The organism is Pseudomonas sp. GW822-FHT06B12 (genome assembly GCF_058799675.1).
The window spans coordinates 137,518-152,135 of record NZ_JBXALR010000003.1 but is presented as its reverse complement, the minus strand read 5'-3'; the positions used below and the strand labels follow the sequence as shown (position 1 = coordinate 152,135).

The window sequence follows — 14,618 nt, the reverse complement described above, 5'->3', positions numbered from 1 at the left end:
GGTTCCAGACGACCTTAGTATTAGAACGACCTGACCATTTCGCCAATTTTCGGACCCTAAACAGCCGAAAGAATTGGAAATGGCCTTTGAATCAGCCACAAACCCTGTGGAGCGGGGATCAACCTGAAACAAATGTGGGAGCGAGCCTGCTCGCGATGGCGCCGTATCAGTCAACATATCTGTCAACTGTTACACCGCCATCGCGAGCAGGCTCGCTCCCACAGGGATGAAGCGTTATCCGGGTTTATTTAGTCCAGTCAGCGACGCGCGCAGGGTGTTTGGTCACCCAGTCCTTGGCTGCCACTTCAGGTTTGGCACCGTCCTGAATGGCCAACATGACTTCGCCGATTTCGTCTTTTGACGCCCACTGGAAGTTCTTCAGGAACTTCGCGACTTCCGGCGCTTTGGTTGCCAGTTCTTTGCTACCGATGCTGTTCACGGTTTCAGCCGCGCCATAAACGCCTTTCGGGTCTTCCAGGAAGCGCAGTTTCCACTTGGCGAACATCCAGTGCGGCACCCAACCGGTGACAGCGATGGATTCGTTTTTCTTCTCGGCACGGGTCAGCTCGGCAATCATGCCGGCACCGGAACTGGCCTTGAGGGTGTAGTTGCTCAGACCGTAGTCCTTGATCGCCTGATCGGTCTTGAGCATCACGCCTGAACCGGCGTCGATGCCGACGATCCGGCCTTTGAAGCTTTCGTCGGTTTTAAGATCGTCGATGGTCTTGGCCTTGACGTACTCCGGTACGATCAGACCGATTTTCGCGTCCTTGAAGTTCGGGCCGTAATCGACGACCAGATCCTTGTTCTTCGCCCAGTATTCGCCATGAGTCACTGGCAGCCAGGCTGACAGCATCGCATCGAGTTTGCCGGTAGCCACACCCTGCCACATGATCCCGGTGGCCACGGCTTGCAGCTTCACGTCATAACCGAGTTTCTGCTTGATCACTTCAGCCGCCACGTTGGTCGTGGCGACGCTGTCCGACCAACCGTCAACATAACCGATAGTCACTGCCTTGCCTTCGGCGCTGGCCACAGTAGAACTGATCGCCAGTACCAAAGCCGCACCTGCGCCCAAGAGTCGTCGCATCTTCATCGTTACTTCCCCGAAAGTGCTGCGCCCGACGGATGCCGAGCAGCGTCAACGTATTGTTATGGTGCACAGCGCCCCCATCACGCCTCACTGCAAACTCGTTCGAACATCAGCGGAGTACTGATGCCTCGATAATCAACCTCACGCCCAAGGCGACCTGCTCTGTCTGCGACCTCAACACAACGAGAAACGACATCAGAACGCCAGTAACCGCGACCTGTAAAAATACCCCGGCAATACCCGCCCGAACTTTGCATGTCAAAATCATGCAGGTCACCAAGCTCGGGACAAATGCAGGTAAGATGCGCGGCTTTGTTCCCAGACGGCCTGACCATGCCCGCCACCTCGCGTTTCCCTTTCGTCGCTTATCTATTTGCCTGCCTGCTTGGCCTGTTTGCCCTTGGTGGTTACTGGTACGGGCTCGGCCAACCGGTGGTGCTGCCGGACGTGGCCAGCGCCACGCACAAATTGCAATGCGCCTCGTACACACCGTTCGATAAAGACCAATCGCCGTTCGATCAACCGTTCAAACTGCGCCCCGAGCGCATGGACGCCGACCTCGCGTTGCTGGCAACCCGTTTCGAGTGCATTCGCACCTATTCGATGACCGGCCTGGAAGCACTGCCAGATCTGGCGCGCAAACATGGCTTGAAACTGATGATCGGCGCTTGGGTGAACAGCAATCCAGTGGACACCGCCAAGGAAGTCGAACTGCTGATCGCCGAGGCCAACGCCAACCCGGATGTGATCAGCGCGGTGATCGTCGGCAACGAAACCCTGCTGCGCAAGGAAGTCACCGGCGCGCAATTGGCCAAGCTGATCAACTACGTCAAGAGTCACGTCAAACAGCCGGTGACCTACGCCGACGTCTGGGAGTTCTGGCTCAAGCATCCCGAGGTCGCCCCGGCGGTGGACTTCCTGACCATCCATTTGCTGCCGTACTGGGAAGATGATCCCTCCAACATCGACGCCGCCCTCCAGCACGTCGCCGAGGTTCGGCAGATCTTCGGCAGTCGCTTCGCGCCCAAGGACGTGCTGATTGGCGAGACCGGCTGGCCGAGCGAAGGTCGCCAACGAGAAACTGCGGTACCGAGCCGGGTCAATGAAGCCAAGTTCATTCGTGGTTTTGTGGCAATGGCCGAGCAGCAAGGCTGGCATTACAACCTGATCGAAGCCTTTGACCAGCCGTGGAAACGTGCCAGTGAAGGTGCGGTCGGCGGTTACTGGGGGCTGTTCGATGCAAACCGTCAGGACAAGGGCGTGCTGGCAGGCCCCGTTACCAACCTGCCGTTCTGGCCGCAATGGCTGGCCGTCGGTACTCTGATTTTCCTCGGTACGCTGATGCTTGGCGGCCGTGTACGCAGTACTCGCGCGGCGTTGGTATTGCCACTGCTCGGCGCGGTCGCTGCGTGCTCCATTGGCACCTGGGGTGAACTGGCTCGCGTCACCAGCCGTTTTGCCGATGAGTGGGTCTCGGCCGCGTTACTGACGGGTCTGAACTTTTTGGTACTGGCCCACGCGGCGTTGTTCCTCAGTGCCAGAACCGGTTGGCGTGAGCGCGCCTTCAATGCGCTGGAACGTCGCGCTGGCTGGCTGCTTGCTGCTGCGGGGTTCGCTTGTGCAGTGATGATGCTGGCGCTGGTGTTCGAACCGCGTTATCGCAGCTTCCCGAGCGCCGCCCTGCTGCTGCCGGCGCTGGTCTATCTGATTCGCCCGGTCAGCGCACCGCGTCGGGAAATCGCACTGCTGACCTTCATCATCGGCGCCAGCATTGCCCCGCAGCTGTATCGCGAAGGCCTGTTCAACCAGCAAGCCTGGGGCTGGGCACTGGTTTGCCTGCTGATGATTACCGCGCTGTGGCGCAGCTTGCGGGCGCGCAACACTTAATTTGTATAGAGCACCTGTCGGTGCTATCGCGAGCAAGCTCGCTCCCACTCTTGATCTCGGTCGTTCACATAATTTGTGTACACAGATGATCCAATGTGGGAGCGAGCTTGCTCGCGATGACGGTCTATCAGGTAGCTCGCGGCGCCCGGACCAACCGCAACCCCGCGATCACCACGGCAAATACCGCAATGCCGGTGTTGTACAACGCCAACGCAGGAAATCCGAACACCAGCGCCAGCACCGCCAGCCACCAGCCGGCCCGTCCCGGCACGACAAAGCCCAACACCGCCGCCGCCAATGCAGCCCACCCCATCACCTTGAAGTGAATCATCAAGCCCAGGGTCGAACGTGCCTGGCATTCCCAACGGCTCGCCTCATCGACACAAAGACCGACCCACTGCGCATCCTCCATCAGGACATAACGCAGGCCATAACTGGCGGCCAGCCACAGCGGCAAGGCGATAAGCAAAATAATCACGGGCAGACGGCGAGACATGAAGCACTCCGATAAACGAAAACGGCGCCCAGCTTAATCGCCCGCCAGCGGTAAGCAAGCAAGACCATTAGAAATCTGTTCAGCCAATCGCTGCAAAGTGTATCGTTCAGCCGCTATTGATCCGAATTCAGCCTCTTTGGTGCCGCCCCATGGCACTTAGGCGCATTCCCGATGGTCATAGCCTGCGAACCTAATCAGGCACCTTCCTCTAAGGGATTTAGTCATGCTCCGTTCCTTGCGCTTTGCTGCCTTGTTTGGCGGCCTTATCTTGAGTGCGTCCGCGCTGGCGGCAGACATCGACGCCGTCAGCTATGGCTACCCCTTGACCAACCCGTTCGAGGCAACCATTGCCACGACCCCGCCGGAGTTGCGTCCCGAGTTGCCGTCCAATGACCAGATCCACCAATCGGATTACACCCTGACGCTGCGCCCGGAGCGCGAGTTCAACCTGCCGGACAATTTCTGGGCAGTAAAAAAACTCACCTATCGCATGGCCACACAGGATCACGCCGCACCGCTGATTTTCCTGATTGCCGGCACCGGCGCACGCTTCGACAGCAGCATTAACGAATACCTGAAAAAGCTCTACTACAAGGCCGGTTATCACGTCGTTCAACTGTCCTCACCGACCAGTTTCGACTTCATGAGCGCCGCCTCGCGCTTCGCCACACCCGGCGTGTCCAAGGAAGACGCCGAGGACATGTATCGCGTGATGCAAGCGGTTCGTGCGCAAAACCCGAAGCTGCCGATCACCGACTACTACCTCACCGGCTACAGCCTGGGCGGACTGGATGCGGCGTTTGTCAGCAAGCTGGATGAAACCCGACGCAGTTTCAACTTCAAGAAAGTCTTGCTGCTCAACCCGCCGGTCAACCTCTACACCTCCGTCACCAACCTCGACAAGCTGGTACAAACCGAGGTCAAGGGCATCAACAACAGCACCACTTTCTATGAACTGGTGCTCAACAAGCTGACGCGCTACTTCCAGCAGAAAGGCTACATCGACCTTAACGACGCGCTGGTCTATGACTTCCAGCAATCGAAACAGCACCTGACCAACGAACAGATGGCCATGCTGATCGGCACCTCGTTTCGCTTCTCGGCGGCCGACATTGCCTTCACCTCGGACCTGATCAACCGTCGCGGCCTGATTACCCCGCCCAAGTTCCCGATCACCGAAGGCACCAGCCTCACGCCATTCCTCAAGCGTGCGCTGCAATGTGATTTCGACTGTTACCTCACCGAGCAGGTGATCCCGATGTGGCGCGCCCGCACCGACGGCGGCAGCATCTTGCAGTTGATCGACCAGGTCAGCCTCTACGCGCTCAAGGACTACCTGCACGACAGCCCGAAAATCGCCGTGATGCACAATGCCGACGACGTAATCCTCGGCCCTGGCGACCTCGGCTTCCTGCGTAAAACCTTCGGCGATCGCCTGACCGTTTACCCTCACGGCGGCCATTGCGGCAACCTCAACTACCGCGTCAACGCCGACGCCATGCTGGAGTTCTTCCGTGGCTAAACATTTTCTGCTTCTCGCCGCGTTGCTCTGCGCAGGTTATGCCAATGCCGACAACAGCAAGGCCAACAGCACGACCGTAGTCGATCAGGACGGCTTCACCGAGCCCATGACCAAACTCAAGTTCAACCCGGGGCTGGACCAGCGCGAGTTCGAACGCTCGACCCTGAGTGCGCTGAGCGTCTATGACCCATTGGAGTCGTGGAACCGTCGGGTCTACCACTTCAACTATCGCTTCGATCAGTGGGTGTTCCTGCCGGTGGTCGACGGTTATCGCTACATCACTCCAAGTTTCCTGCGCACCGGTGTCAGCAACTTCTTCAACAACCTGGGTGACGTGCCCAACCTGGTCAACAGCTTGCTGCAGTTCAAGGGCCAGCGCTCGATGCAAACCACCGGGCGCTTGCTGCTCAACACCACCATCGGCATCGGTGGCCTGTGGGACCCGGCCACCGCCATGGGCCTGCCGCGCCAGGTCGAAGACTTCGGCCAGACACTGGGCTTCTACGGGGTTCCGGGCGGCGCCTACCTCATGCTGCCAATCCTCGGCCCATCAAACCTGCGCGATACCGCCGGTCTTGCGGTCGACTATACGGCGGAGTCGGCGATCAACTACCTGAACGTGTCGAAAGTCAGCGCAAACCACCCGGAAATCTGGGTCCTGCGCGGCATCGACAAGCGCTACCAGACCAACTTCCGCTACGGCCAGCTGAACTCGCCGTTCGAATACGAGAAAGTGCGTTACGTGTACACCGAAGCACGCAAGTTGCAGATCGCCGAGTAACTTCATCAGCAACAAAAAACCGCCATTCGAACGGATCGAATGGCCTTTTTCATAGGTATCTCAAACACCACAAATCCACTGTGGGAGCGAGCTTGCTCGCGATAGCGGTCTGACAGTCAACATCAATGTTGAATGTACTGGCCTCATCGCGAGCAAGCTCGCTCCCACACTCGATATTTGTTGCCTGTGGGAAGTGTCCAGGCTTCAGCCTTTGACTGCTTTCCAGACCTTGCTGACGACCATGACGCCCGCCAATACCATCGCGCCGGCAATAATCCCCGCCACAGCGTTGAGCAACGTCGGCACGATAAACCCGGCACCACCGGCACCTGCGCTCACGCCTTCGATCCAGTGATGCACCACCGGCACGCCGTGGGTCAGGATCCCGCCGCCCACCAGGAACATCGCCGCCGTACCAATCACCGAGAGGCTTTTCATCATGTACGGTGCGGCGCGCAGAATGGCGCCGCCGACGCTTTTGGCCATTTGCCCGGGCTTTTGGGTCAGCCACAGGCCAAGGTCGTCGAGCTTGACGATGCCCGCCACCAGGCCATAAACGCCGACGGTCATGACGATAGCGATGCCTGAAACCACAATCACTTGTTGCATCAGCGTTGCACCGGCCACGGTGCCCAGGGTGATGGCGATGATTTCAGCCGAAAGGATGAAGTCGGTGCGCACCGCGCCTTTGATCTTGTCCTGCTCGTACGCCACCAGATCAGTCGCCGGATCAGCTACGGCTTCGACCAATTGCGCTTGTTCCGCCTGATCTTCAGCCTTGCTGTGAAGGAATGTGTGCGCGAGCTTTTCGAAGCCTTCGAAACACAAATACGCGCCACCGACCATCAGCAATGGCGTCACCAGCCAGGGGATGAATGCACTGATGGCCAACGCCGACGGCACCAGGATCAGCTTGTTGCGAAACGAGCCCTTGGCCACGGCCCAGACCACCGGGATTTCCCGCTCGGCGCGCACACCGGATACCTGCTGGGCGTTGAGCGCCAGATCGTCGCCGAGCACGCCGGCGGTCTTCTTCGCGGCCATCTTGGTCATCAGCGCGACATCGTCGAGTACCGCAGCGATATCGTCGATCAACACCAGCAAACTGCTTCCAGCCATGGATCAAGCTTCCCTACACAAATAAAAGTGCGCGGAGCATAACGCGCTCGGCGCGAGGGAAGCGAGACACCTCAGCGTTCGGCTTGAGGACCGGATGGCTCGTGCCAGCCTCCGCCCAGGCTCTGGAACAACGCAACGCTACCCTGACTCAGCAGGCCCTGGGTATCGCGCAGGCTCTGCTCGGCTTGCAGCAGGACCAACTGCTGAGTCAGCACGGTTTGCTGACTGACGGTGCCCGCGCGTTTTTGCGCCTCCTGGCTGCCAAACAATTGCCGGTTGCGCTGGTAGATCTGCTCGAAGGCCTGGGCCTGGGCGTGCAGGTGATTGATCGCCGAGAGGTTGTCTTCAACGTTCTGCAATGCGCCGAGCACCGTGCCGCGATAGTTCGCGACATCCTGATCGTAACTGGCCCGGGCCTGCTGCACCGCGGCTTCCCGGGCACCGCCCTCGAAAATGGTTTCGGCCAGCGCCGGGCCGAGGGTCCAGACCCGGTTTGGCACGCTGAACAGGCCACCCAGCGCCGTACCGCGATAGCCGACCTGACCGGTCAGATCCAAAGTGGGGAAAAACGCCGCCTCGGCCACGCCGATCTTCGCATTCGCCGCCGCTGCCGCACGCTCGGCAGACACCACATCGGGACGGCGCTGCAACAGACTCGACGGCAGGCTCAGCGGCGGCATGGGCAGCACGAAGCGATAGTTCGCGGTGGGTGGCAGATTGAATTGCGCCGGCGCCACCCCCACCAACACCGCCAGCGCATGCTCAAACTGCTCACGCGAGCGCTGTGCGGTTTGCAAGGCAGCGACCACGCTGGTCAGTTGATCCTGGGCGACCAGCAATTGATCGTTGGTCGCGGTGCCTTGCACGGTCTGAACCTGGATCATCGTCAGCAACTGTTGATTGATCGCCTGCTGCTGTTGCAGCAAGCCGACGTCAATATCCAGTTGGCGCAAGCCCAGGTAGTTACTCGCAACACTGGCGCTGATGGACAGCCGCACGCCTGCCAGCAGTGCGTCGGACGCCTGGGCCGACGCCTGACTCGACTCGATCCCGCGCCGCACCAGGCCCCACAGATCCGGCTCCCAACTGGCGCTCAAGGTGGCGCTGACCGTTTGCACGACACCGCCAGAGCTGCTGCCCGATGAGGTAGTCGTCCCCGTGCTGCTACTGCTATTTGCGCCAACACCCCGCGATCCGGACAATCCGACGCCCACCGTCGGCCACAACCCGGCCCGGCTCGACGCCACCTGGGCCTGAGCCAGACGATAGGCCGCTTCCGCAGCAATGATCGATTGGTTGACCCTGGCTGAACGCGCAATCAGATCATTGAGGATCGGGTCCTGGTATGAAAGCCACCACTGACTGTTCAGCGCCCCCTGCGGATTGGCCTGCGCACGCTGCCATTGCGCACTTTCCTTGAAGCTCATTGGCAATTCGATGGCCGGCTTTTGATAGTCAGGGCCGACCATGCAGCCACCCAGCGCAACACAAAGCATGACGCCAGCTGCTACGGCGGATATGCGTTCACTGCTCATTCACGTCTCCCCAGGCGCCTTGACGCCCGATCGAGCCAGAGATAGATCACCGGGGTGGTGTAAAGCGTCAGCATCTGGCTGAACACCAGCCCGCCAATAATCGAAATACCCAGTGGCCGACGCAGCTCCGAGCCATAGCCGCTGCCGAGCACCAGCGGCAATGCGCCGAGAATCGCCGCCAGCGTCGTCATCATGATCGGCCGGAAGCGGATCAGGCACGCACGACGAATCGCGTCCTTGGCATTGAGCCCCTGCTCCCGGCGCTCGCTGATCGCAAAGTCGATCATCATGATCGCGTTCTTCTTGACGAGGCCGATCAACAAAATCACCCCCACCAGTGCAATGATCGACAGCTCGGTGCCGGTCAACAACAAGGCAATCAGCGCGCCTACGCCGGCTGACGGCAAGGTCGAGAGGATGGTCAGCGGGTGTGTCAGGTTTTCGTAGAGGATGCCCAACACGATATACACCGACAACAGCGCTGCGCAGATCAGCAACGGCTCGCTGGCCACCGACGACTGGAACACCTGAGCCGTACCGGCGAATTGCCCGACCACGCTGGCGGGCATTCGCAGCTGTGCCACGGCATTGTCCACCAATGCCGTGGCCTGGCCGATGGACACACCGGACGACAGGTTGAACGACGCCGTTACCGCCGGAAAAGTGCCTTGGTGACTAATGGAAATGGCCGTGCGATCCACCGAATAATCGGCGAGCGCCGACAACGGCACCAGCTGCGGATTGGCGCTGGCGCTCAGGTTCGGCGCGACGTTCCGGCCCTTGCTGACCGCGACCGTGCCTACCGGCACATAGATCGAGGTGAGTGTTGCCGGATCGGTCCAATAGGGCGGCGCCACTTCCATCACCACGTGGTACTGGTTGGCGGCGCGGTAAATGGTCGAGACCTGGCGCTGACCGAAGGCGTCGTAAAGCGTCTGGTCGATCGCCGAAATGCTGACCCCGAGCCGAGCCGCCGCATCGCGATTGATCTTCACGTTGGCCAGCAGACTGTTGTCCTGCTGATCGGTGTTGAGGTCGGTCAGTTGCGGCAACGCATGCAACACCGCCAGCACCTTGGGCACCCATTCATCCAGCGCGCTCTGGTCATCGGCGGTCATCGTGTACTGGTACTGCGCGCCACTCTGGCGACCACCGACGGTGATGTCCTGGGACGACTGCAAATACAGGCGCGTGCCCGGCATCTCGCCGAGGGTGTGGCGGACTTGCGCGATCACCTGATCGGCGCTGTCCCGGCGCTCGGCCAGCGGCTTGAGGGCAATGAACAACTGCGCCGTGTTGATCGCCCCGCCTCCGCCCCCACCACCGCCGACAAAACCACCAACCGTCAGCACGTTCGGGTTACCCAGTACCTTCTGGTTGATCTCCCCGAAACTGCGTTGCATCGCCGCATAGGAAACGCTTTGTGGCGCCACAATGCTGCCGGACAAACGCCCGGTGTCTTCCTGTGGGAAAAAGCCCTTGGGCACCAGCACATACAACACGCCGGCAAACACGATCACCAACAACGTGAGCAGGCCCATCAGCATCGAGTGATTGATGACCCAGCCGAGGGTACGGTCGTAAAACCGGTGAAATCGCGAATCGGGTTGATCGCTGTCCTTCGCCGCCTGCTCCTGAGTGCGCAGCAATACGCTGGACAGCATCGGCGTGACTGTCAGCGAGATCAGCATGGAAATCATGATCGCCACCGACAAGGTGATCGAAAACTCGCGAAACAGCCGCCCGACAATCCCGCCCATCAGCAGTAACGGAATGAACACCGCCACCAGCGACACGCTGATGGTCAGTACGGTGAAACCAACCTCCTGCGCGCCCACCAGCGCTGCGTGCAGACGACTCTCACCGTTCTCCAGGTGACGCATGATGTTCTCGACCACCACGATCGCATCGTCCACCACAAACCCGGTGGATATAGTCAGCGCCATCAGCGACAGGTTGTTCAGGCTGTACCTGAGGAAATACATCGCCCCAAAGGTGCCCAGCAGCGACAACGGCACCGCAATCGCCGGCACCAGGGTGCTGCGCCAATCGCGAAAGAACCCGAACGTCACCAGTGTCACCAGCACAATCGAGGCGATCAACGACAACTCGACATCGTGCAACGACGCACGAATGGTGGTGGTGCGGTCCATCAGGATATTGAGTCTGATGCTTGCCGGAATCGAACTTTGCAGGAACGGCAGTTCGGCTTTCACCGCATCCACGGCACTGATGACGTTCGCCCCTGGCTGCTTGAACACCACCAGCAGCACCGCTGACTTGCCGTTGGACAGGCCGAAGTTGCGCAAATCCTCGACGTCTTCGCGTACGTAACCAAGGTCGGAAATGCGCACCACATCGCCGTTGTGCTGCTTGACCACCAGCGGCGCGTAATCGTCCATCCTGTAGAGCATATCGTTGGCCGCAATACCCTGGGATTGTGCCCCTACGGCCACAGAGCCCTTGGGCAAGTTGGCATTCGAAGATGCGATCACCGCCCGCACCTGCTCCAGGCTGACGCCGTAGTGGCTGAGCCGATCCGGGTTCAGCTCGATGCGCACCGCCGGCAAGGCGCCGCCACCGACGATGACGTCACCAACGCCTCTGGTTTGTAGCAGGCGTTGCTGCAGCAGGGTCGAGGCGACATCGTACATTTGCCCCGGCGTGGCGCTGTCCGAGGTCAGGCTGATGACCAGAATCGGCGAATCGGCGGGGTTGACCTTGCGGTAGGTCGGGTTGCCCGACAGGTCACTCGGCAGGTTGGTTCGCGCCGCGTTGATCGCCGCCTGCACGTCTCGCGCTGCACCGTTGATGTCGCGGTTCAAATCAAATTGCAGGTTAATCCGGGTCGCGCCCAAGGTGCTGGACGAGGTCATCTGGGTGACGCCGGCGATCTGTCCGAACTGGCGCTCCAGCGGCGTTGCCACCGAACTGGCGACGGTGCTCGGGTCCGCTCCGGGCAGCGATGCACGGACGCTGATGGTCGGAAAATCCACCTCGGGCAAGGGCGCCACCGGCAGCAACAGGAATGCCAGGATACCGGCCAGCGCCAGCCCCGCCGCCAGCAAGGTGGTGGCAATCGGGCGCTGGATGAACGGCGCGCTGAGGTTCATCGCCTTCAGCCCTCAACGACCGGACGTCGCCCAGTGAAGCGGCGTTCAACCCGATGCATGGCGAGGAAAATCACCGGTGTGGAGAACAGCGTCAGCAATTGGCTGAGCAGCAGCCCGCCGATGATCGCAATCCCCAGCGGATGCCGCAGCTCGGAGCCGATCCCGGTGCCTAGCGCTAACGGTACCGCACCGAACAGCGAGGCCATGCTGGTCATCAGAATCGGCCGAAAACGCAGTTCGGCTGCCTGCCGAATCGCCGCCTGTGGGCTCAAACCGCCCTTGCGCTGCAGCTCCAGGGCGAAGTCGACCATCATGATGCCGTTCTTCATGACGATGCCGATCAGCAGCACGATGCCGATCAGGCCAATGATGTCGAACTGCGTGCCAGTGATCAGCAGCGCCAGCAACGCGCCTAACGCCGCCGACAGCAGGGTCGAGAGAATCGTCACCGGGTGCACGAAGCTTTCGTAGAGAATCCCCAGCATCAGGTACACCACGACAATCGCCGCGAGCACCAGAAACACCTGATTGGATAATGACGCCTCAAAGGTCGCCGCCGCGCCTTCCAGCGATGCTTGCACAGTCAACGGCAAACCGAGTTGCGCCTCGACGTCCTTGAGCCGGTTCACCGCTGCGCCGAGGGTCTGACCGGGCGCGAGGTTGAACGACACGTCAGCATAGGGAAACTGCCCGAGTCGGTTGATGGTGATCGGCGTGCGCACCAGCTGCATGCTCGCCATGCTCGACAGCGGCGCCACCCCGCCACCCGGAATGTTCACGTACAAACCGGTGAGCAGATCGGCCAGATTGTGCGGCGGATGATCGGTGGCCAGCACCACGTGATACTGGTTGAGCTGGGTGTAGAGGGTCGACACCTGACGCTGACCGAATGCGTCGTACAGCACATCGTCGATGGCTTGCGGCGTGATGCCCAGGCGCGAGGCGGTGGCGCGGTCGAAGGTCAACTGGATCTGATTGCCGAACTGCAACGCCTGGCTTTGCACATCGGTGAACATCGGGTCGTGCTTGAGCGCCGTCAGCAGCTTGCCGGTCCACAGCGCCAGCACCTGCGGATCGGTGGCTTGCAGGCCGAGGCGATAGCTGGTGGTCGACACCGTGGCATCCAGCGTCAGGTCCTGCACTGCATGCAGGTACAGACGAATGCCGGCGTCATCGCTGTTCGCATCCGACAGCCTGCGGATCACCGCCGCGCTACTGTCGCGTACACCACGGGGCTTGAGGTTGATCAGCAGGTTGCCCTGGTTGATCGTCGGGTTGGTCTGGTCGATCCCGACAAAGGACGACAGGCTCTCGACCGCCGGATCACGCAGAATTCTCGCTGCCAGCCGCTGCTGCTCGACCTGCATCTGCTGGAACGAAATGGTCGGCGAGGCCTGGGAGATGCCCTGAATCAGTCCGGTGTCCTGTTCGGGAAAAAACCCCTTGGGCATGACCACGATCATCAACAGGGTCAGCAACGCAGTGCATACCACCGAGATCAGTGTCAGCAGCTGGTGTTCCAGTACCCAGTCCAGACCGCGCAGGTAGTGGCCATTGACCCGGTCGAAGAAGTCGATCCGTCGTTCCTGCTGCCGGGCCTTGAGCATTCGCGCGCACATCATCGGCGTCAGGGTCAGCGAGATCAGCGTAGAAATAACGATGGTCACCGCCACGGTCATGGCGAACTCGCGAAACAACCGGCCCACTACATCGCCCATGAACAGCAGCGGGATCATCACCGCAATCAGCGCCACCGACAGCGAAATGATGGTGAAGCCGATTTGCTCCGAGCCCTTGAGCGCGGCCTGCATGGGCGGCTCTCCGGCCTCGATGTAGCGCGTGATGTTTTCGATCATCACGATGGCGTCATCGACCACAAAACCGATGGCGATGGTCAGCGCCATCAGCGTCAGGTTGTTCAGGGAGAACCCCAACGCGTAGGCCACCGCCAGCGTACCGATCAGGGTCAGCGGCACCGTCACTGCCGGAATCACCGTCGCCGGGATCTCACGCAGGAACAGAAATATCACCAGCACCACCAACACCACCGCCACACTCAGTTCGTACTGCACGTCGGTGACCGAGGCGCGGATGGTCTGGGTGCGGTCGGTGAGCACGGCGACCTTCAGGGTCCCGGGCAGGCTGGCGCGCAGCGTGGGCAACAATCGCTGAACCCGGTCGACCACATCGATCACGTTGGCCCCGGGCTGGCGCTGGATGTTCAGCAGAATCGAGGGCGTGCTGTCGGTCCAGGCCGCCTGACGCGGATTCTCCGGCCCTTGAATGGAACTGGCGATCTGCGCCAGACGAATCGGCGCGCCGTTTTTATAGGCAATCACCAGGTCGCGATAGTCATCCGCCGATTGCAGCTGATCGTTGCCGCCAATCGAGTACGCCTGGAACTTGCCATCGATGTTGCCTTTGGCCTGATTGACGTTGGCATTGCCCAGCGCCGTGCGCAGCTCTTCCAATGACAGGCCCAGATTGTTCAGCGCCGAGGTATTGGCCTGAACCCGCACCGCCGGGCGCTGACCGCCGCTGATGGTCACCAGACCGACACCGCTGATCTGCGAGATTTTCTGCGCCAGTCGAGTGTCGGCAAGGTCTTCGATCTTGGTCAGGGGCAACACGTCGGAAGTCAACGAAAGGGTCAGCACCGGGGCGTCTGCCGGGTTGACCTTGCTATACACCGGCGGGTACGGCAGGTTCGTCGGCAGAAACGTCCCGGCAGCATTGATGGCGGCTTGTACCTCTTGTTCGGCGATATCCAGCGACAACGCCAGATCAAATTGCAGGGTAATCACCGAGGCGCCGTCGGAGCTGGTGGAGTTCATCGATTTGAGCCCCGGCATCTCGCCGAGCTGTCGCTCCAGTGGCGCGGTGATCGACGAACTGACCACCTGCGGACTGGCGCCGGTGTATTGGGTAAACACCTGAATGGTCGGGTAATCAACCTCGGGCAGCGCCGACACCGACAGCAAGTGATAACCCAGCATCCCCAGCAGCAACACCGCCACCATCAACAGCGTGGTGGCGACCGGCCGCTCGATAAAGGGCCGCGAGACGTTCATG

The 14,618-nt window shown here is 60.6% G+C and carries 9 protein-coding genes; 3 read left to right on the top strand and 6 right to left on the bottom strand.

From position 1 onward, the window contains the following. Window positions 1-244 precede the first annotated feature (244 nt). Window positions 245-1,096 (bottom strand): glycine betaine ABC transporter substrate-binding protein, encoded by an 852-nt coding sequence (locus AC1RKH_RS08100; protein ID WP_493063647.1) that lies wholly within the window; start codon window positions 1,094-1,096, stop codon window positions 245-247. A gap of 288 nt (window positions 1,097-1,384) precedes the next feature. Between AC1RKH_RS08100 and AC1RKH_RS08095 the strand changes: the two genes are divergently transcribed. Further along, complete coding sequence (locus AC1RKH_RS08095) at window positions 1,385-2,980, top strand: glycoside hydrolase family 17 protein (RefSeq protein ID WP_493063648.1); 1,596 nt, start codon at window positions 1,385-1,387, stop codon at window positions 2,978-2,980. 127 nt (window positions 2,981-3,107) lie between these two features. On the opposite strand, the gene AC1RKH_RS08090 is transcribed toward AC1RKH_RS08095, so the two are convergent. Continuing rightward, on the bottom strand, window positions 3,108-3,476 hold the full coding sequence (locus AC1RKH_RS08090; RefSeq protein WP_493063649.1) for a hypothetical protein: 369 nt from the start codon (window positions 3,474-3,476) through the stop codon (window positions 3,108-3,110). 223 nt (window positions 3,477-3,699) lie between these two features. Here AC1RKH_RS08090 and AC1RKH_RS08085 point away from each other — a divergent pair, with 223 nt between their 5' ends. After that, complete coding sequence (locus tag AC1RKH_RS08085; RefSeq protein ID WP_123423277.1) at window positions 3,700-4,998, top strand: serine/threonine protein kinase; 1,299 nt, start codon at window positions 3,700-3,702, stop codon at window positions 4,996-4,998. After that, window positions 4,991-5,779 (top strand): MlaA family lipoprotein, encoded by a 789-nt coding sequence (locus tag AC1RKH_RS08080; protein ID WP_123423278.1) that lies wholly within the window; start codon window positions 4,991-4,993, stop codon window positions 5,777-5,779. The genes AC1RKH_RS08085 and AC1RKH_RS08080 overlap by 8 nt, the downstream gene beginning before the upstream one ends. Before the next feature lie 204 nt (window positions 5,780-5,983). Here AC1RKH_RS08080 and AC1RKH_RS08075 read toward each other — a convergent pair whose 3' ends face one another. The 4 genes from AC1RKH_RS08075 to AC1RKH_RS08060 form a co-directional block, all read right to left on the bottom strand. Then, complete coding sequence (locus AC1RKH_RS08075) at window positions 5,984-6,898, bottom strand: DUF808 domain-containing protein (RefSeq protein ID WP_493063650.1); 915 nt, start codon at window positions 6,896-6,898, stop codon at window positions 5,984-5,986. A 71-nt stretch (window positions 6,899-6,969) separates the two neighbouring features. After that, on the bottom strand, window positions 6,970-8,433 hold the full coding sequence (locus tag AC1RKH_RS08070) for an efflux transporter outer membrane subunit (protein WP_493063651.1): 1,464 nt from the start codon (window positions 8,431-8,433) through the stop codon (window positions 6,970-6,972). After that, a complete protein-coding gene (locus tag AC1RKH_RS08065; protein WP_493063652.1) occupies window positions 8,430-11,546 on the bottom strand; it encodes an efflux RND transporter permease subunit in 3,117 nt (1,038 codons plus the stop codon). The genes AC1RKH_RS08070 and AC1RKH_RS08065 overlap by 4 nt, the downstream gene beginning before the upstream one ends. A gap of 5 nt (window positions 11,547-11,551) precedes the next feature. Then, on the bottom strand, window positions 11,552-14,617 hold the full coding sequence (locus AC1RKH_RS08060) for an efflux RND transporter permease subunit (RefSeq protein WP_493063653.1): 3,066 nt from the start codon (window positions 14,615-14,617) through the stop codon (window positions 11,552-11,554). Window position 14,618: the final 1 nt, after the last annotated feature.